Source organism: Paenibacillus sp. FSL H8-0537, from assembly GCF_038051995.1.
Lineage (GTDB): Bacteria > Bacillota > Bacilli > Paenibacillales > Paenibacillaceae > Pristimantibacillus.
Genome location: NZ_CP150290.1, coordinates 1118417 through 1139308, shown reverse-complemented (window position 1 = coordinate 1139308; position 20892 = coordinate 1118417). Strand labels below are relative to the sequence as shown.

Sequence of the window (20892 nt, the reverse complement as noted above, 5' to 3'; positions counted from 1 at the left end):
GTAAGCCTCCTTAGTTCAATCCAAGACGGGTGAAAATCGTATCCACATGCTTCAGATGCCATGTTGGGTTAAAGCAATCGTCGATGTCTTCCGTCGACAGAAGCTCGGTAATTTCCTTCGTCGATTCAATAATGTCGCGGAATTGGCGCTGCTCTTCCCAAGCTTGCATGGCGCGCGGCTGAACAGTGTCATAAGCCTGCTCGCGGCTGAAGCCTTTGTCGATCAGCTTCGTCATGACGCGGCCGGAGAACGGCACGCCGAACGTACGCTGCATGTTACGCTTCATATTTTCAGGGAATACTTGCAGATTATTAATGATGTTGCCCAGACGGTTCAGCATGTAGTTCAGCAGCATCGTTGCATCTGGCAAAATGACGCGCTCTGCGGACGAGTGGCTAATATCGCGCTCATGCCACAGCGGAATGTTCTCATAAGCCGTCAGCATATGTCCACGAATGACGCGTGACAGACCTGAAATGTTCTCGCAGCCGATTGGGTTGCGCTTGTGCGGCATAGCCGATGAACCTTTTTGACCTTTAGCGAAAGGCTCTTCCACCTCGCGGAATTCGCTCTTCTGCAAAGCGCGGATTTCCGTAGCGAACTTGTCCAGCGACGAAGCAACGAGTGCCAGTGTGCCCATGTATTCAGCATGGCGGTCACGCTGCAGCGTTTGCGTCGAGATTGGCGCAGCCTTCGTGCCGAGCTTGTTGCAGACAAATTCTTCTACGAATGGGTCGATATTCGCGTAAGTGCCGACAGCACCGGAAATTTTGCCGTATTGCACGCCGTCAGCTGCATGCAGGAAACGCTCCAGGTTGCGCTTCATCTCTTCATGCCACAGTGCCATTTTGAGGCCGAAAGTAGTTGGCTCAGCATGAACGCCATGCGTACGTCCCATCATCGGCGTATCCTTGTACTGAATCGCTTTCTCGCGCAAAATCGAGATGAAACGCTCAATATCCTTTTGCAAAATCGCATTGGCTTGCAGCAGCAGGTAGCCCGTTGCCGTATCTACAACATCCGTCGATGTCAGGCCGTAGTGCACCCATTTGCGCTCAGGGCCAACTGTCTCGGATACAGCGCGCGTAAAGGCGATTACGTCATGGCGTGTATCCTGCTCGATTTCATAAATGCGGTCGATGTTGAAGCTGGCGTTTTTACGAAGCTCTTCTACGTCTTCCTTCGGAATAATGCCCAGCTCCGACCAAGCCTCGCATGCGCAAAGCTCAACCTCCAGCCATGCTTGGAACTTATTCTCCTCGGTCCAAATTGCTCTCATTTCCGGTCTGCTGTAACGCTCTAACATGTAGCTACTCCACCTTCCAAATTGTTGTTTCATCTATCCATTGCAGCGCTGCTTCCACATCGGGAGCAAGCACGTTAATGTGGCCCATTTTTCTTTTGTGAACGGCGTCCTTCTTGCCGTACAGATGCAGCTTCGGTGTTACGCCGAGGCGCACTGCCGCTTCATCCCGGGTTCCAAAACGCTGAATGACCGGCTCTACATGCTGGCCGAGCACATTCACCATCACGACTGGCGTCAGCAGCTCCGTACGACCAAGCGGCAAATTGCATACCGCCCGCACATGCTGCTCGAACTGCGACGTATGTGCCGCTTCCATCGTGTAATGCCCGCTGTTATGCGGCCTTGGTGCCAGCTCATTCACATACAGCTCTCCGTCAGCCGTCAAAAACAGCTCAACGGCGATTAATCCGACCGCGCCCAGCCCTTCGGCGATTTGCATCGCCAGCTGCTCCGCTCGGCGCTGAATGCCTTCCTCGATCCGGGCCGGCACAATCGACAAATGAAGAATATTGTCAATATGGATATTTTCCGCCGCCGGGAATGCTTTGACCTCGCCCTGCGGGCTGCGCGCCGCAATGACCGACAGCTCTTTTTCAAAGGAGATGAATTTCTCCAGCACAAGCTCGGTTCCAGCCCGGCTCAGCGTTTCGTACGCCTCGTCGATCTCCTCCGCGGCGCGGATGACCCATTGCCCTTTGCCGTCGTAGCCGCCAGTCGCTGTTTTTAATACGCATGGCAGGCCTAAACGTTCTGCTTCTATATGAAGCTCCGCGCTGCTGCGAATTTCGCTGTAAGGCGCAACCTTCACGCCAGCCGCCTCAATCGCCCGCTTCTCCCGCAGCCGATGCTGCGTCGTATAAAGCAGCTTGCTGCCTTGCGGCACGTAGGATTCCTTCATCAGCATCGCGGCAACTTCGGCATTCACATTTTCAAATTCATACGTAATGATATCTGAACGCTGCGCCAGCTCGCGCGCTGCCTCATGATTGTCATAGGCGCCGACCACTTGATCTGCGACTTGTCCGCAAGGCGAATCCACCGCTGGATCAAGCGCGACGAATTTGTAGCCCATCGCGCTGCCTGCGAGCGCCATCATCCGGCCCAATTGCCCGCCGCCGAGCACGCCGATTGTGCTGCCTGGCAGCAGCGTCCGGATATTATCCGGCCGCTGCTTGTCCGCTTCGACCATCATAGCGTCTCACTGCTTTCCAGCACTTCCTGCTTGACGCGCTCGCGCCTTGCGATCACGCGTGCCTGAATGTCCGGATCGAACGCGCCCAGCATCTGTGCCGCCAGCAGTCCAGCATTCGTGCCGCCAGCATTGCCGATTGCTACTGTAGCTACAGGAATGCCGCCCGGCATTTGAACGATAGACAGCAGCGAGTCGAGACCGCTTAGATTCGAAGATTTGACAGGAACGCCAATAACCGGCAGCACCGTTTTGGCGGCGACCATGCCGGGAAGATGTGCAGCTCCGCCAGCCCCCGCGATAATGACCTTAAGTCCGCGCTCCACTGCCGTTTCCGCATATTCAAACATTAAATCGGGCGTTCTGTGCGCCGACACAACCTTTTTCTCATAAGGAATTTGAAGCTCTTCCAGCACATCGCAAGCCAGTTTCATTGTATCCCAATCCGACTTGCTGCCCATGATGACGCCTACCTTCGCAGACATGCGTTCAAACCTTCTTTCATCTATATAATAGGTAAACCATATAAAACCGTAACTTGATGCTTTCCTTACCCTCTAAACTGCCCGATTTCAACAGAAAAATCCCGACAGCTACCGTAAGAGTATTAATCATACGTATGCTGCGGGACCCGAGCCGAGCGCACAGCGCAGCCTCCCGACTTCCGGGAACCGCTTGGCGCTCTTTATGCCTGAAGTAAGCCGCCACTTCCGCAACCTTGCAAAATACAAGGCACAAAGTAGCACAAGGCTGCCCTAAGGTGAAACGGCAGACGCCATCCTTGGCGGCGCGGCGCGTTTCATTCCGAGAAATATAGAGAAAGGATAACGAAATGATATCCCTGCCTATATTTTAAGGTGAAACGGCTGTCGCCGTCCTTGAACGGCAAGCTTCGTTTCGCGGAGAACCAGAAGCCGAATATAAGTGTAATACTTATACTACTTATATTTGCTTCTTGTTCAAAAAAGGCAGCTCAAGCATACCAGCTTCAAGCTTGCTCGTAGTCCGAAAATTGTGGTTTTCGGGTAGAAACTTTCGGGCCAATCCCCGAGATTATACGAGACCAACACTATAATAAACGGATTGCTCCGCTACTGACCTCTTCCAGTTTATCTAATCCCCACGGGGCTGTCAACAAAATACGAACGTTGAAAAGAGTAGCTTTTATTAAAGTTCGTTTTTGGCAGGTAAAATATCATAATATGACAGGAATCTACTCGGGATTACGCGCAGACAGCTATAAGTGAAGTGGATTTATGGGAGGAATATTCGCAGGGCCCTGCTTATTTGTAGAGAGGGTTTTCAAGGCCTCCGCAGAATAACACAGTACGAATGTAAATTTCATTAATTTATGAAAAAGGAAGCGGAGGAAATAGAGCTACCTTTACCCGTCCCCTTATAGGAAACCAAAAAACAGATCAAACATGGCAAGCAATACCTGACCATATTCAACCTGTTTTTTAATTTATAAACTGATGCTATATTTTATTCGGTTAACATTGCTAGAAACTCTTCGAAACTCGCACTAGTAAAATATGTGACCGGTTCTAAGTCTGCTGATTCTTCATGATTCCAAACACATACAGAAGGCTCCTTAGCATTATCACGATAGTCTAAACATACAAAATCACCTGCAAATAAAACCGCAATCGGCAACAACTCGGTACCTACTAAATCCTCATCTGAAACAATTCGTTCATCCAACTGGGTTCTAACTACACCAATATCATAAAACTCATCATCTCTATCCCCGGTTACCTTTAGTATGCACAAAAACCTATCAATCGTATAACTATGACCATTACATACAAAGCTATCTTTTATTGGAGAAGAACCATTATATTTTGAAATAAATTGTTTATATGCTTCTGGTAATTCAATTCTCCATTTACGCTCTTTTTCAGCTAGTAAAGTATTATCTGGCAATGGATAAATGATAAACCCATCCTTAAATTCCATACCTATACCTCCCGAAATTATTTACCTTGGGGCATCTGCCCACATGCCTGCTGTTCTTCCACCATAACTGCTCTTTGTCAGATAGCTTCCAAAAACTTTCTGGCATATGGACTGTTTTTTCAACAACGCCTGCTCCTGCAAAATCAGCAAATCCATATCTCATTCCATCTACTTTATTTACTTTAATATCAGGTATAAGGCCTTTTGACACTGCCAATTCCTTTATTTTTCTTTTTTGAGAAGCAGATAAGCTATCTCCATTTGGGATGGTATCATCCCAAGACCAAGGCTTATTGGAGTCAATGCATTCTTTGTAGATTTTGGCATAGTCTTCAATGACCTCATCAAATTTCTTTATGCCATTAATAAAATCATCTATATTTTTATGATTGACTGTATTGCCAATATGCCCCGTCCCCTCAGCCTCTCGCTTCAGTCGATCCATCTCTTCCAAATATCGCTTCTGCACGTCTGTTTTAGGAACTTCGATAGGCGACTTATCGTTGGGGAAAGAGTCCATGAAATGTATTCCATCAGGGGTCACAAGCTGATTGTCAAATCCTAGTCCACGTCCACTTCCTGCACCCTCCGGTTTGACCTCTGGGCTTTTCGGAACCGTCGGTTCCATTCCTCCTGACCCCTTTATTTTAACCGAGAACAATAAGCCGAGCACTCCGATTACATCCTGCATATGCTCCTTGGAATTCGGATCTTCTGGGGCAAAGGCTCCCTGTACCATCCCCGTTAGACCCAAGCTCAAATAATCCAAATATGCAGACACTGACTCATTCCGATTCGCCGTTCGATCAACATGTTCCTCCCATAGCGCTCCGGGTACACTGATCAAGCCCATCGTCGCATTGTTAAAAAAATCATAGACCGAGTCGTTGCTCTTCGCTGCTCTATCCGCATGGGCATTGTATAAATCCGTTGCCACTTCAGCTATGCTATTTCCCGTCTTCTTGATCGCAGCCCATTCCACTGCCGCTTGGTTTTTCAATACACTCCAGTTGATCTCAAGGGTTCGCATGGCATCCTGCCCAAACTTCTCCAGCACGCCCGGCTTTTCCTCGACGACGACTTCCTTTGCCGGGGGATCATACTTACTTAATGCCTGCATGCTCTGCAAAATCGTCAGCACGTTCAGCAGCCCGCTTTTTACTTGCCCCTGCTGTACATCCGTTACTAATCCTCCCGCCGCTGTTCGAATCGTTTGCTGCAGCGCATGAATCATCAACTTGATGATTGCAGATTTTACTTGATTGTAAGTTCAACATATAAACACGCTCCGCTATTTATTTACCTTTTATCCGGCTTAGAACGTCTATCTTCTTTACAATGGTTTTCTTCTCTGTTTGATTTTGAGTATACAAAGAAGCTCGTTCCTAACTTGTGGTTCAAGTTGGAACAAGCTTTTAAAAGTTTATTAAGTATCTTTAAAGTTGATTTATTGTTGAGTTGTAAACGACGGACTGTAATATGAAGTGCGACAAATAAAAGAACAGCTCGTGCCTGATTCGTACAAAATGAAGCTACCACCCACCACTTACACAGGAGAATCAGTCCGAACATGTTTATGGCTTTTTTTGACGCTGCTTTCGATTCGTTTATGGCTCAAATAGGTTTGCGTACAGGCCCTAGTAATCCCCATGTACTTTTGAAAATCCTTACATTTTATGATGATGCGTGTTCTCTTCTTGATTGTATGATGAGTTCATTCGACACTGGGCAGCCCACCAAAAGTAGAAGTCTGAGAGTTACTTAGGAGGTTTCATCTATTATGGACTTAAAAGGAGCGTGTCCAGTTTCTACATTCCTCAATAAAGTTGGCTTTCTAAACCTTAGACTAGATCGCAACTTAAAAATAGCTGTATTTTCATTCATCTCGACAAAAAGTACATCTATCCATATTGGTACTAATGGTTGCAATCCACAAAGTATATTTACAGTGTTATTCAATGTTAGTTGCTTGTTTCCTATATTATCTTCGCTTAAAATGTTTAGTCTCATCATATCATCTGCACCGTTTAAAGGCTTGTCTTTTTCTTTCACAGGCTCTATAACAAATCTGCAATCGGTAAAAGTCACTCCCCCCTTTTTCGAAAACTCCTCAATAGTTTTCAACAAATTCCCTCTAAAAATTTCTTTATTCATCTGTTTTAATTCTTCCAAGATATTCACCTACTTTATCTTAATACTAGAAACCTTAACAAGTTCGTTAGTGTTAACGTAACCCGAAGGAGTGGTCTCTATGGTGTAAATTTCAAGCCAAGCGTTCTTAGTTTTTATCCCTGCTTGCTCAAGAACTTGTGGAAAAAGTTTTGCTTGGTCAACTGTAGGAGTATAGTGACCGGATAAATTAGATATACTTCTGACCTGTCCTTGGCCATTAATCTTTAGCTTTCCTGCCGCTTGAACAGACTCACCGTTTGCTAAAAAGGAATGTCCTCTCCCAATATGAAGTTTTCCATTCAAGTCTACAACAAAATCCACCTCGGTAAGACCATTGGTATTTTTCAAGTATCCATTTTCGATATTGAAAGAAAACTCTTTTCCAGTTTGAATATCCTCAGGAAACCTATTGTTGATTTGTTGAACAGGTTTAACATGTCCCGTCCCCTCAGTCTCTCGCTTCAGCCGATCCATCTCTTCCAGATATCGTTTCTGCACGTCTGTTTTAGGAACTTCGATAGGCGACTTATCGTTGGGGAAAGAGTCCATGAAATGTATCCCATCAGGGGTCACAAGTTGATTACCAAATCCTAGTCCACGGCCACTTCCTGCACCCTCCGGTTTGACCTCTGGACTTTTCGGAACCGTCGGTTCTATTCCTCCTGGCCCCTTTATCTTAACCGAGAACAATAAGCCGAGCACTCCGATTACATCCTGCACATGCTCTTTGGAATTCGGATTTTCTGGGGCAAAGGCTCCCTGCACCATCCCCGTTAAACCCAAGCTCAAATAATCCAAATACGCAGACACCGACTCATTCCGATTCGCCGTCCGATCAACATGTTCCTCCCATAGCGCTCCGGGTACACTGATCAAGCCCATCGTCGCGTTGTTAAAAAAATCATAGACCGAGTCGTTGCTCTTGTTCGCTCGATCAACGTGAGCATTGTATAAATCCGTTGCAATTTCAGCTATGCTATTTCCCGTCTTCTTGATCGCAGCCCATTCTACTGCCGCTTGGTTTTTCAATACACTCCAGTTGATCTCAAGGGTTCGCATCGCATCCTGCCCAAACTTCTCCAGCATACCCGGCTTTTCCTCGACGACGACTTCCTTTGGTGGAGGATCGTATTTGCTTAATGCCTGCATGCTATGTAAAATCGTCAGCACGTTCAGCAGCCCGCTTTTCACTTGCCCCTGCTGCACATCCGAGACTAATCCTCCCGCAGCGGTTCGAATCGTTTGCTGCAGCGCATGAATTTCCTTCAATTGCACCCTCGCCAGTTCTCCCATTGGACCCTGTGTTTGCGCCATCATCACCATAAATAAGTAACGAGCGTTGTCCGGCAGCGGCACCCGCGTCGTCATATCCCCTTCCAGCGCAAACGATGGATCATAGTCACACGCCAGCAGCGGCACCTGCTTGAAATAGCTCGTCATATTCACGTTGGGGGCAAAATAGCTCTCTGCTACACCAAGCTCCTTCAGCTTCTCTCGGCTGATTTCCGCCTGTTTTTGCATCTCCGTCATCAGCAGATGATTGCCAAACTGCTTATACACCGCATACGCCGTTTGCGCCTTCGCAATCAGATCCCTCTCGGCGAATATCGCCTCCAGCTTCATTTCCGCATCCAGCTTTTCCGCCGCCGTCGCGCCTTGCAGACCAGCGACCCTCCGCAGCTCCTTCACCAACGGATCGCTCGACCAGCGGTCCCGGCTGGCCTGCGGCAAAATCCGGTCGATTAGGTTTGTTACCATCGGACGGAAGGTGACGGGTACGGGCGTGTAGCTGCCACCGCCTGTCGTCCCTACCCGCTTCAACAGATCAAAACGCTCCAGTCCGCTGAGCCCCTTCGCCAGTTGCTTCGCTTCCTGCGCCGCTTCCGCCTGCACCCGCTCGATGCCCTTCAGCGCTTTGCTGATCACTTCCGTCATCTGCTCCGCTTCCTGCGTCAAACTCGTCAACTGCCTTTGGATTTGCTCCATGCTCCCAAGCACTGGCAAGGGGCGATCCCAACTCGCTATCTTCCCGCTCACCCGCCGCCGTAGTTCATCCGTGTCTGCTCCGATTCGAACCATCTGCTGCTGCAGGCGCCTCACTTCATCCGGTTTAAAGACAACCTGCTTTCCAGCCATTGTACACCTCCTCGCTTATCCGCTCTATCTCCCCGTGCCTTGGAAGTCATTGCGCACCGAGAAGCTTGATTCAAACATCGCGATATCCCCGTATTGAAAGCGGTACGTCTGACCGCTATAGCTCACACTGCTGAGCGGCTGTCCTTCAATTTCCCACATATTCGCCATTGGCGCGTCATACCGGATTTCCGGATTCGCCTTCCGCTCCTGCTGGTACGCACTCAGGTCAAAATGAACCATCAGGTAGCCATTTTTCAAAAACGCTGCCTCACTGCCATTCAGTGCCCCGCCGTTTTGCCTTGCCACCTCTAAAATATTCGTGCCCTTCGGCAGCACATACGGCGCGATCGGCAGACTGTACTCCCCATACCATCGCTGCACACTCCGCAGCGCTTGCACCGTATTCACACTTGCCGGTACCTGCGAGCCGCTTGGGCCCACTAACGTGCGGGACGCATACGATAGCTCTTCCAAGCTGTAACCTGCACTGATGACCGTTTTCCGCGTAATGTAGTGCTTCCAGAACTTCTCCCACGAAGCACCAAATCGATTCGCTGGGGATAACAGATAATCATATTCATAGCTCGCCGTTTGGCTCAGCGAGGTCGTCGTCACCCCGCGTAGCAGATCAGCAAGCTGATACGTTCGGCTGTACAGCTCCTGATCGCGCGCCGAGCCGACTTTAATCAGCTTATTCCGTGGACCGGATACATCATAGTACAAGTCCACCTCCTGCGCGTTTCCTCCCTGCTTGCTCACAAACCAGAAGCTTGGCTGGATTTGGATGCCTGCGTCTTTGCCACTATAGCTCCCGATGGTTTCAAAGTAGAACGAGATGGGATAGCCATTATGCGGCACCGTAGCCGCTTCTCTTGGATGCGAGCCTGGCCGAATCGGCAATAGCCGTGAGGGCTGGCTCGCTAGATTCGTTTCTTCTCGGTCCTTCGTCCGTCCACCGGATTCATAGACATAACCCGAATGCTGCTTCGAGCCTTTCGCAGTGCGAAACACCGATTCATAGCGCAGGTCGCCAATGTCCGTGATGGTGAAATCCGAAATCCGGCCTTGCACTGTGAAGAGCAGCGTCCGGCTCGCTCCGTAGTTCGCGAGATCCCCATTGAAGTCGGTCTGATACGCCGATGAGCCCTCTGGCGTATTAATCGCCCACGCCTGCGTCACCGCATCGTAGTTCCCTTCCGGTACCCAGACCGGAATCCGGTACGTTTGTTTGGCTGCTCCGACGGGATAATCGATCCACGTTTGCGCCGGGTAGAAGGTGCTGCCGTGATAGACATCAAATGGGAATACAATCCGTTTGTTTCGCGTATATCTCGCATAGTCCCGGTTGCCGTATCCGAGTTGGTTCAAATGCGGCGCCGTCTCGTCAAAGTCGACGGAAAACTCCCGCCCCAGTACAAGCACCGTTCGCGCCATATTCGGGATGACGCTCTGGTCAAAGCCGCGGTTTTCATCCGGTGCTTCGGAATCATTAACCACTGGGGTATGGACGGTCACTGTATTGAGCCCTTCAATCGGAAACGTTTGAACATCCCCTTCGCCATTGATGCTCAGCAGGCTCTCGTACGACAGGATGCCATCACTTGGCTCATCCCGGCTGTTCGCCCGGGTGCCGGGTATGATCAAGCCGCTCTCGTAGAGCACATCTTCCCCGATCTCCTCGGCTTCTACGATGTCGATCGGCTCTGGGGTTTCATCGTCCTGCTGCACGTCGTCCATGATCACGGAGCCGTCGAAATCCAGACGATCGTTCCATACTTTAATTCGTCCAACCTGTCCTTCTGCCTCTTCGGTCCAGTCCTCCGACGGCACGCTCGGACGCTCGCTGCCGCCATCAAGCGTTTCGCCCGCCAACACTTTCGCACTGTATGGCGGCTTCTCCATATGCTCAGCCGTCACGCCCCCTTGTACATCCGGCGCGGTATAGCCGTTAGGCAAAAGCGTAATCGCCCCATAAGGCAGTGCATATTGATTCAGCGTCGCTTGCTTCAGTCCCCACGCATCGAACGTCGTGATTTCCCAGTAGGCAAACGGCCGTTCCACGTCATATATATTCGTTACCGTTTCGGTTTCCTGATGACGGACCGTTCTCGTTCTCGGATTGCCGTCCGCATCTTCACCATCCGATTCCTCGGTTTCCCACTTCAACGTATATGTTTTGGACACGGGTATTTTAAACGTACAGGTGCCGATTTCTTGATCAAACGTATAGTCAAAGAGATACGCTTTGCCGAATACATTGGCATACAGCGCATCACTGCTCGGAATCCCCTTGCTTACATCGAATTGCTCCGCTCCTCGCGCATCTGCCCGAATCTCGCCTCGAGCATCCGGCGTAATGGAGGTTTGGCTAAGGCTTTGGCCTGGCTGCGGAACGCACATGTCAGAAGCCTCGCAGCTATCTCCGGCGCAGCCCACTCTAATGACACGACTGGCAATGAGGTCATATCCATCCTTTTGCCAGCGTACGGTTATTTTTGCTGTCCCCTCACGATGTGCTTCAATCGTTCCGCTTGGGGTCACACTAACAACAGCGGAACGATCTGAACTCCAGACCGCCGCAGGGGGATTAACTGCATACCACGTATCTGAGCCCTCGAAGCCTTGCGTCAACACTTCTCCTCGCAGCAAGGTACTTTCACCGACCTGGGTAATTTCATCCCCTACGATTCGTATTTCTTTCGTTTGCTTGTCCTCGCCTCGCCATGTTATTTTTGCTCTAAATTCATATTCGACGGTATATTTAGTTGGTGTGCCTGGCGTAGTCACCGCAAAAGGGATCTGCCTCGTATAGCTAGGTCCACCCGTTTTTACCTTATACACTAGTTTTTTGCTCAAATCTCCATTTGGGTACAAGCTTATCCCCTCATAAGCATCATCATTTTCATCATTCACAAAAACATGCTCGTCTCTATTTCCTGATATATACCATTTCTCCAAATCATTTTGAGCATGTTGATTATCATTGGCATCTCTAAAGACAGTAGGAGCATATGGTTCCATATCCGTTACTCCTGTAAAGCTGGTGATGGCGGGATAAGGATTATTGGTTGATCCAATATTTCTAGCATCCACATAGGGTGCATAACCAGCCCTTCCCGCCTCCTCAGATTCCGCCCTGAAAAAGCCATTATCCAATTGAGACCATGCCACTTTAGGATGGACATCTTGAAAATTGATGACAGGATAAGTTTTGGTCTGTTTGCGAACTGGGCCAGCCGGGCTTACCGTAGGAGGTCCAGCTGTAGGAGCTACTGAACTAGCAGTGATTTGAGCTTCTGCTGCTGCAGCCCTCCATTCCTGCAGTACCCATACCCCAGTAATTAGAAAACTAAAAAGAAACAAAACCTGAATAGTCTTTTTTAAATTCATAGTTTTCATCCTTCATTACCGATTAAGACGTATAATGCCCCATGTGCCGTCTGCCGCCTTAATATCAATAGCTCCGTCTGGATAACTCGATTTCTGCCAAAATCTCACTGGTTCACCTATTGGTAAAAAATCTGCAAACGTTTGATGTTTCTGTAAAGGCCCGAATCGATTTGGCACTGTTGTATAACCATATAAATCAAACAAATCTTCCTTACTATGAATTCGGGATCCTCCTATCCAGTCAAATGAGTTCGAATAGGAGGTAGGATCAGCAAACTCTACTTTTGCCGTGACTGTAACTTCCGTATAAATACTAAATGAGGTCCCTTGTACACGCGTAAACATATCTGCAAAAATACTCCGATCCTCACTGCCTAACGGCTGCAAGTTATCCACAACAATAAAACGATTCATAACCATCGTGCCTCTGTTATATTTCAACGCCAAATCTTTCCCCATGACATCATAGATGGTAGCAGGCTTCTTACTTAGCGATATCCCGCCTGTGGCTTTACCCAAGCTGATCGCATTCGTCCCGTACACACCCACTTCTCTTAGCTCATTTAAACCTTTATAACTCTCAGCCTTGCTTCCCTCTATTTTCAAATATCGATAGATCATTACAGCCACTTCCGCACGTGTGGTCGTATCATTTAGCCCGAAGCTATCATCCGGTTTTCCTTTCATCAGACCCGTTCCGCGTGCTATCGCTATGTAAGGTACTTGAGTCTTGCTAATCCCAACTTTATACGTTTCCGTAAATGGCAAAAGCGTACCTTCCACTTCCTTTAGTGCTGTTGCAAAGCTTTCCTCACTGCGAACTAGACCTTGCGTGAACCACTTCGCCATATCATATCTAGTCATCGCTTGATTGGGATTAAATTTCCCGCCCGTTGCATCACCGGCTTTAATAAAGCCCGCTCCAACTGCACTATTAATCGCACTGGCTGCCCAGTAGCTGCTTGGCACATCCGTAAAGCTAACCTTGTTGCCGTCATTTTTATTGTTCGTTATACGCACCAATACGCTAGCTAATTCTGCTCGTGTAATCAGTCCATTAGGCTTAAACGTTCCATTTGCATACCCTTTTAAGTAGCCATCTGCTACCGCCTGCTTAATCGTCGCTTCTGCCCAATGCCCCTTTATATCTGTAAAAACAGGAGTGACAGACGCACTTGCATACGTTTGTCTTAAACCTGACTGACTTGAATCGCTAATTGCTTGTTCTTTAGCTTGGACGCCTCCACTTGAGACAAGCATTCCTGCTACTAGCAGCCCTGCTGCTATGTTTAATTTGTATTTATACATTGTTATGTTCTCTCCTTTTGAGCTCTAATGAAATGTCCCATACAAAATAAAAAACGAGCCTATACCATCAAATCTTTTTCCAGCATGCTCTATTGGGCCATACTGACTTAAGTTTGTGAGTAGGCTCTAGTTGATGAAAAATCTTTTAATGGCTGGACAGTCTGATCATAAACAATTCAGTCATTTGCTCTGCTTTTTTATGGTTAAAGTTCTGACAACCAGAATTCCGTAAAAAAGGCTTCTGTAGCCACTGGAAGAAAAAAGTGCTTTTCAAAATCATCTCGCGGATCAAGAATGATTACACCAACCGACATTTGCAATCCACCTTTTTTTTCGAGGGGTTACAACTTACACGCGTGGTTATGTACGACTCTTGGGCCTGATTGTCACCGTTAGATTCTTCTATTCCTTAGCATTAGAGCTCGCTGGATAGACTGGAAGGATGACTCCCGAGCTTACGTGCAATGGCTCTAGCGAACCATCCCCAGTGTAGAGGTAGTTTGATAACTTCATTCAAAACACGAATCTGACATGGGTCATTTTTATGTGTCTCACTTAATATTACAATTCGTCACTTACAATTCCTTATAAATAAATGGAGTTTTGAGGTAATTAATTAACTTGCTTGAAAGATACTTTTTCTGGTACTGATCCAAGTCTGTATTTATGATTACATTATCATTCTCTTTTCTGAATAATTGATCCGTACCATTTTCCACAAACACCATATCAGGGTTAAATTCAATCAAAATATTTCCGAAAATTTGAAATAAAACATCTAATCCTTCCTCTAATGTTTTCCCAAACAGTTGTATTCCTATTTCCGCATTTATTTCCATTTTATACTCTTCTCTTATGTAATCAATGCTAGTAATATCATCAATTTCAATATCCATTGTGAAGTATTTACAGCTAAGACGAGAAAAATTTTCGTGGTTAGTTACTGTTACTTTATCTTTAATTATCTCGCATACAATATTATAAATTGTTCTTTTTAATGTTTCGATGTCCAAATTTGAAACTAAAAATAATGCACAGTCCATCTCATCTACCCGCCTATTCATATCAGAGGTCGAAAAAGACCACAACACTGATTACTCGTTTTTAAAAACAGCCCCCATTTGTTCCAAACTTATATCTTTAGACCAAATAGTTTTATGATTGTAAATAGCTCCTTGAAAAATAACATTGTTTATCTCTACGTCCGATAAATCTACTTCAGATAGATCAGCACCAGTAAAATCTACATCTTTAAGGATGGATTTTCTAAAAGATGCTCTCGATAAATCACAATTAATAAATTTTACATTTTTGAGGGTAGAATACATAAAACCCGCCTTCATCATACTAGAGTTAGAAAAGTTCACTTCCTCTATTACGGATTCATAAAACGTAGCTTTTATAACTTTAGAGTAAGATGCATCACATTTCTTAAATATTGAGTAATCCAAATTTGACTTTGTCAAATTCACACTATTCATACTGACCTCAGAAAAATTAATTGATGCCAAATTAGAAAAATAGAAGTCAGTATTGGTTAATAAACATTTCTGTAATGTTGAGTTTACCAGTACCACATTCGTTAAGTCTCTATCAACAAAATCTAATTCTATTAAAGTAGCATCCTCTAAATGCAGTTGTGCGCCCTTAGATTTTGATTCAGTGATCCATAATTGGTGATCCTCAATTATTTTATTTAGTTCCTGTTGAGTTAACATGCATGATCTCCTTTCTTTCTATTCAGGGCCACCAACGTATTTTCCCCTTCCATTCCATCATACTTATAGCATTTCTTAATTGCTCAATGTGATCTTGGGATAACTTGGTGGTATCAAGAATAACATTTTCTCCTTTACGTAATTCATCCTCAATGTCTGCCATTGCCCTATCTAATCTAAAGCCGCCTTTCTTTGGAGGGTAATTTGAATTGAATCCCTTTACATCCCATACTTGTCCATTTCTATCGATGAACTCACCCCGACCCTTAACTGGATCACGTATAATTGGTCCCGTAAGTTCTCCTCTAACTTCTAATTCAATCCCAGCCTGACGTTCAATTCTAGTTTTGTCATCAATGTTAAAGTTATGATCGGGGTCTCTTGCCAAATCTTCATAATCATCTGGTGTTCTAGCATGATAAGTACCCTTATCACCATACTTATCCATTAATACCTGGTAGTAATCTGGGGCATCCTTCCTGATTATATCTAAATCACCTTTCCCCGTCTCCTCAGCCTCTCGCTTCAGTCGATCCATTTCTTCCAAATATCGCTTCTGCACGTCTGTTTTAGGAACTTGGATAGGCGACTTATCGTTGGGGAAAGAGTCCATGAAATGTATCCCCTCAGGGGTCACAAGCTGATTGCCAAAGCCTAATCCACGGCCACTTCCTGCATCCTCCGGTTTGACCGCTGGACTTTTCGGTACCGTTGGTTCCATCCCTCCTGGTGCCTTTATTTTAACCGAGAACAATAAGCCGAGCACTCCGATTACATCCTGCACATGCTCCTTGGAATTCGGATTTTCCGGTGCAAACGCTCCCTGCACCATCCCCGTTAGACCCAGGCTCAAATAATCCAAATAGGCAGACACCGACTCATTCCGATTCGCCGTTCGATCTTCATGTTCCTTCCATAGCGCCCCAGGTACACTGATCAAGCCCATTGTCGCGTTGTTAAAAAAATCATAGACCGAGTCGTTGCTCTTGTTCGCTCGATCAACGTGAGCATTGTATAAATCCGTTCCCACTTCAGCTATGCTATTTCCGGTTTGCTTAATCGCAGCCCATTCCACTGACGCTTGGTTTTTTAGCACGCTCCAGTAGATCTCAAGGCTTCGCATCGAATCCTGCCCAAACTTCTCCAGCATGCCCGGCTTTTCCTTGACGATAACTTCCTTTGGTGGGGGATCGTATTTGCTTAATGCCTGCATGCTCTGCAAAATCGTCAGCACGTTCAGCAGCCCGCTTTTTACTTGCCCCTGCTGTACATCCGTTACTAATCCTCCAGCCGCTGTTCGAATCGTTTGCTGCAGCGCATGAATTTCCTTTAGCTGCACCCTCGCCAGTTCACCCATTGGACCCTGCGTTTGCGCCATCATTACCATAAACAAATAGCGCGCGTTGTCCGGCAGCGGCACCCGTGTCGTCAGATCCCCTTCCAGCGCAAAGGACGGATCATAGTCACACGCCAGCAGCGGCACCTGCTTGAAATAACTCGTCATATTCACGTTGGGTGCAAAATAGCTTTCCGCTACCCCAAGTGCCTTCAGCTTCTCTCGGCTGATCTCCGCCTGTTTATGTATCTCCGTCATCAGCAGATGATTGCCAAACTGCTTGTACACCGCATACGCCGTTTGCGCCTTCGCAATCAAATCCCGCTCGGCGAATATCGCCTCCAGCTTCATTTCCGCATCCAGCTTCTCCGCCGCGGTCGCGCCTTGCAGGCCTGCGACCCGCCGCAGCTCCTTCACCAGCGGATCGCTTGACCAGCGGTCCCGGCTGGCCTGCGGCAATATTCGGTCGATAAGATTCGTCACCATCGGGCGGAAGGTGACCGGCACGGGCGTGTAGCTGCCGCCACCTGTCGTCCCCACCCGCTTCAACAGGTCAAAACGCTCCAGTCCGCTGAGTCCCTTCGCCAATTGCTTCGCTTCCTGCGCTGCTTCCGCCTGCACCCGCTCGATGCCCTTCAGCGCTTTGCTGATCACTTCCGTCATCTGCTCCGCTTCCTGCGTCAAACTCGTCAGTTGACGCTGAATCTGCTCCAGACTCCCCAGCACCGGCAAGGGACGATCCCAGCTCGCTATCTTTCCGCTTACCCGCCGTCGCAGCTCATCCGTATCTGCCCCGATCTGTATCATCCGGCGCTGTAAATTTCTCACTTCATCCGGTTTAAATACGACCTGTTTACCAGCCATCTTCCCCCTCCTTATAGCAAATTAAGTATAAAAATAGCTATGCAAATTTTGCATAGCTATTTTTATATAATCTGCATGAGTTGTCTAAACACTATTTTTAAAAAACTAGTATTTAGAATTTTTGAGAGCTGATGACGTTATTGGAAAGCTCTTCGTATTTATTCGAAACGTTAATCATATGCTTGGACAGTCCTTCAAGAGCTTCACCAAACTTTTTAAACGTTGGCTCCATGCCGCGAACCTGATCCATAAAATCTTTAGCCGCTTTATCGCTCCATACGGATTCCAATTGATTGATCGTGCCCATAACACTTGCCAGAAGAGCATCGAATTGCTCTTTTTGACCATGTACCTTTTGGCCTTGACCTTTCAAACCGTCATAACTCAATCTAACCTCTGCCATTATGAACACTTCCTTTTCATATAATTACTTATTTTACTTCTTTTGTATTATAATACATAAACACATTTTTATCTACACTTTTATTATATTTAATTGAAATATTTTCTTTATGTTTTAGCATTCATTTAAAAAATAACCCTTTCTAACTGCTTCTTCCGCATCGTATATCGTTTCAATTACCGTTATTCCAGTTGACGGCACGCATTGCTCAGGATACGCATTATGCCTGCCGCTTGAAGCAATTGTGCCTACCCATGCCTTACGTTGAACGACCGCACTGCCTGCGAATGAATAAGCATCCAAACGCTCCCCACCCGGCAGAGGATACCCTTGAATAAACGCCATAAATCCCATATCTTTGATTGACTGCTGATCAATGCCTTTAGGCAAAGTAAACTGCACAGAAAGCCCTAGCCGCTTAGCAATCTCCATATGCCTGTTAATCGCCGTCGCCATATCTTGTTCAATCAAGGATGTAATCGTGCTTTGCCTGATCTCTTTAAACTGCTCAATGGTAAGAAGCGGGGCCAGATTCGTCTGCGCACTAAGAGACTCATAGTCGCCCTGATAAAAACGATTTTGGCCCTTGTCGTAGACAAGCGCGTTGTTGTCCATGGTGAAATAAATGGTATTGCCATTTCGCAGCTGATATAGAAAGGAGCGTGCAGGCCAGAAAACCGAAGTTAGCTCCTGTCCCCCTTCATAGCTAGCCGTATCATCCAGCGTCACCATGACATAGCCGTTATAACGAATCATGACTAGGGCAGGAATATGCAGCTTTAGGTTTTGAATAGCTACGGCATTATTTTCAATGCCAAACTTTAATGCCAAATTTTCATAAAAAACATTGATCATCTCTTGATCCAGATCTAATTGCTTTTCCTGCTGATATCTGACCGATACCGTCGTTTGCTGTGATTCCAGACGGGATAAATAAGCACCCGTGTCATCAACCGCAGCTTGAAAATCGCTCGTATATCGCCTATGCATTTCCTTGTTAAAGCTCTCTAAATCTTGCTTGGCATCATTTAATACAACTAGAGGAATTGCAAGCACAAGAAATAGAAGCAGCACGCTAAGGGGCCTCATTTCTTACCATCCCCCCATACTTGATGTTGATGGGTACATTTTGACTCTTAAATAAGAAGGTTCGAAAATTAGATGCTAGCGTCGTCCCTTTAAGGGACAGACGCACATTAAATAAATCTCCGACGAACATATTAAAGCGGCGATTCGGATCGTCCTCGGCCAAAGCGGCGTTGCCGTATAGCTGATTCAAGATTTCTTTTGTGTAATATCCGTCATACCGAACGTTAAAGCTGTTTTGAAACGTTGAAAAGTCATTCGGGTCTGTATAGTTTGGCTGCAGATTTTTTTTGTAATATTCAAGCTGAACCTCAAATACGCCATAGGATGCGTCCAGTGAAGAGAGGAATAATTTATAATCATACAAGTCCACATAGCCCTTCGAGCGTACCGTGTCCACAAATTCAATGGCCGCCGCATTCGCACGCTGCTTAATTTCCTCTTCAACGTTTTCCGACTGACGATAGGCAGGATATATAATGAAAGCAAATACAAGTAAAATGACGACCACGATTCCCTTTAATGCGTCAGCCACACTTGTCCCTCCTTTCCATCAGTGACTGGCGCGAACTGCTGTAATTTTGCCATTCGTTCTCGTTACTGATAAGGTATAGCTTAAACCTGACACCCCTCGAAGATCGATTTCCTCAATATCCGTATCAGCATCCACCCTAATGCCATCAATCGATAAAGTGTACTCGCCATTCAGAGCAAAAGGCACCATGCCTATCACCTGGTCTCCGCTAATTTGATTCAGGTTTCCTGTACCTTTATATAAAGCTGAAGATACATAAGGTGTTGTGGAGTCAAGAATTGGCAGCTGCTCCAGCTGGCTGCTCTCATTTTTCAAAAAGATAAAGCCGCCAATCATAAAGAGAATCCAAGCAAACAAGGTAAATAAAAATTGACGTGTTGTATTCATGGATCAACCTACTTCTTTTGATCAAAATATATTAGCCTAACTTCTCCATTGTTATCCCTATATGTTTTCGAAGTAAACACCGCTGTAGTATTAATATAGTTAGTACTTTTAGTTTGATCTTGCATTGTAGATACATCTATTTGTTCTCCAGCTGCACACTTCACTTCTCCCGAAACTTTTACAGTAAAATCAGTCGTCGTGCTATAAGGAGCATCATAACAAATATCATAGTTATTTTTAGCATAAAATCCTGTTGTATTTTCACCCGTTTTAATAAAAATAGAAAATTGCGGGCGGCCGCCATAGCGAGTAGAAGCATTAATAACATCCTGACCAGATACGTCTTTATTATCATAACCGCTGAATTCTGCCTGATTAATCAGCTTCGTCTGGGCGAGCGTCTGCTCTTGTGCCCGGTTGAAATATCCATTAATGACAAGATAAATACTGACAGCCGCAGCTATAATGAGAATCGTAACGATAACTCCAATAACCCACTTTAACCCTGTTGAAATATTTTCCATTTCACTCATCCTTTATAAATATAGTGGCCTTGACCTACTCTTTCATTTAAGCGATTGTTGCATAAGCACTATTGCGATCGAAAATAAATAGCCTGAATCGTGTTGTTCGCATCCTTAATCAGCGTCGCCCGGAACCGAGACTGGGGAGAGATATAATACGAGCTGTAACTGCTCGTCAAATCATCCTCATCGGCATAACAATTATAGGAGGTGCCTTCCGTAACTTGCCCAGACGAATAATTAAAATTTCTGCAGGCACTCGATACTTCATCTGGCCTCATACCGAAATTGGTGTATGCCCCATTTTTATAAAACTGAACATACAGGACAAGCCCCTCATGCGTTGCATATCGTCGATAGGCGGTTACAATTTGCGAACCGCTGACGAGTTGATTGTCATACGCTGAGTATTGCTGCTCTGTTAACTCTCTCGCCTGAGCAGCAGCTTGTCCATTGGCAAGCTGCAGCACCGGCTGCGAGGCACTCCATAAAAACATGCCGGATGTAATAATCGCCAGCGTAATAAGTATGGATATCGTTGTTTTCAGGAATACCGATATATTTTCCATCGAATTCCCT

At 46.3% G+C, this 20892-nt stretch carries 18 protein-coding genes and 1 riboswitch; all 18 genes read right to left on the bottom strand.

The annotated features are described in order from the left end of the window. Positions 1-10 precede the first annotated feature (10 nt). Positions 11-1306 (bottom strand): adenylosuccinate lyase, encoded by a 1296-nt coding sequence (purB, locus tag MHB80_RS04700; RefSeq protein WP_341281089.1) that lies wholly within the window; start codon positions 1304-1306, stop codon positions 11-13. A 4-nt stretch (positions 1307-1310) separates the two neighbouring features. Next, positions 1311-2498 carry a 5-(carboxyamino)imidazole ribonucleotide synthase gene (gene purK / locus MHB80_RS04695; RefSeq protein ID WP_341281088.1) on the bottom strand — a complete coding sequence of 396 codons (1188 nt, stop codon included), beginning with the start codon at positions 2496-2498 and terminating at the stop codon, positions 1311-1313. Continuing rightward, entirely contained in the window at positions 2495-2980 is a 486-nt protein-coding gene (gene purE, locus MHB80_RS04690) for a 5-(carboxyamino)imidazole ribonucleotide mutase (protein ID WP_341281087.1), read from the bottom strand. The genes purK and purE overlap by 4 nt, the downstream gene beginning before the upstream one ends. Before the next feature lie 496 nt (positions 2981-3476). Continuing rightward, positions 3477-3576, bottom strand: a riboswitch (purine riboswitch). A gap of 404 nt (positions 3577-3980) precedes the next feature. Beyond that, complete coding sequence (locus MHB80_RS04685) at positions 3981-4454, bottom strand: SMI1/KNR4 family protein (RefSeq protein ID WP_341281086.1); 474 nt, start codon at positions 4452-4454, stop codon at positions 3981-3983. Then, positions 4444-5691: a hypothetical protein gene (locus MHB80_RS04680; RefSeq protein WP_341281085.1), complete on the bottom strand. Its 1248-nt coding sequence runs from the start codon at positions 5689-5691 to the stop codon at positions 4444-4446. The genes MHB80_RS04685 and MHB80_RS04680 overlap by 11 nt, the downstream gene beginning before the upstream one ends. Positions 5692-6215: 524 nt before the next feature. Then, positions 6216-6626 carry a hypothetical protein gene (locus tag MHB80_RS04675; protein WP_341281084.1) on the bottom strand — a complete coding sequence of 137 codons (411 nt, stop codon included), beginning with the start codon at positions 6624-6626 and terminating at the stop codon, positions 6216-6218. A 9-nt stretch (positions 6627-6635) separates the two neighbouring features. Next, on the bottom strand, positions 6636-8762 hold the full coding sequence (locus MHB80_RS04670) for a hypothetical protein (protein WP_341281083.1): 2127 nt from the start codon (positions 8760-8762) through the stop codon (positions 6636-6638). 24 nt (positions 8763-8786) lie between these two features. Beyond that, positions 8787-12152, bottom strand: a complete 3366-nt coding sequence (locus MHB80_RS04665; RefSeq protein ID WP_341281082.1) for a DUF5704 domain-containing protein — start codon at positions 12150-12152, stop codon at positions 8787-8789. 15 nt (positions 12153-12167) lie between these two features. Then, a complete protein-coding gene (locus MHB80_RS04660) occupies positions 12168-13460 on the bottom strand; it encodes an S-layer homology domain-containing protein (protein WP_341281081.1) in 1293 nt (430 codons plus the stop codon). Between the two features lie 575 nt (positions 13461-14035). Beyond that, positions 14036-14503 carry a hypothetical protein gene (locus tag MHB80_RS04655; RefSeq protein WP_341281080.1) on the bottom strand — a complete coding sequence of 156 codons (468 nt, stop codon included), beginning with the start codon at positions 14501-14503 and terminating at the stop codon, positions 14036-14038. A gap of 51 nt (positions 14504-14554) precedes the next feature. After that, positions 14555-15178, bottom strand: a complete 624-nt coding sequence (locus tag MHB80_RS04650; RefSeq protein WP_341281079.1) for a pentapeptide repeat-containing protein — start codon at positions 15176-15178, stop codon at positions 14555-14557. A gap of 22 nt (positions 15179-15200) precedes the next feature. Continuing rightward, on the bottom strand, positions 15201-17378 hold the full coding sequence (locus MHB80_RS04645; protein ID WP_341281078.1) for a hypothetical protein: 2178 nt from the start codon (positions 17376-17378) through the stop codon (positions 15201-15203). Between the two features lie 112 nt (positions 17379-17490). Next, the gene (locus MHB80_RS04640; protein WP_099517092.1) at positions 17491-17781 is read right to left on the bottom strand and encodes a WXG100 family type VII secretion target; all 291 of its coding nucleotides are present in this window, start codon (positions 17779-17781) and stop codon (positions 17491-17493) included. A 114-nt stretch (positions 17782-17895) separates the two neighbouring features. After that, a complete protein-coding gene (locus MHB80_RS04635) occupies positions 17896-18870 on the bottom strand; it encodes a hypothetical protein (protein ID WP_341281077.1) in 975 nt (324 codons plus the stop codon). Beyond that, on the bottom strand, positions 18857-19402 hold the full coding sequence (locus MHB80_RS04630; protein WP_341281076.1) for a hypothetical protein: 546 nt from the start codon (positions 19400-19402) through the stop codon (positions 18857-18859). The genes MHB80_RS04635 and MHB80_RS04630 overlap by 14 nt, the downstream gene beginning before the upstream one ends. Before the next feature lie 18 nt (positions 19403-19420). After that, on the bottom strand, positions 19421-19789 hold the full coding sequence (locus MHB80_RS04625; protein ID WP_341281075.1) for a hypothetical protein: 369 nt from the start codon (positions 19787-19789) through the stop codon (positions 19421-19423). 8 nt (positions 19790-19797) lie between these two features. Continuing rightward, a complete protein-coding gene (locus tag MHB80_RS04620) occupies positions 19798-20313 on the bottom strand; it encodes a hypothetical protein (protein WP_341281074.1) in 516 nt (171 codons plus the stop codon). Positions 20314-20381: 68 nt separating this feature from the next. After that, positions 20382-20882 carry a hypothetical protein gene (locus MHB80_RS04615; RefSeq protein ID WP_341281073.1) on the bottom strand — a complete coding sequence of 167 codons (501 nt, stop codon included), beginning with the start codon at positions 20880-20882 and terminating at the stop codon, positions 20382-20384. Between the last annotated feature and the right edge of the window lie 10 nt (positions 20883-20892).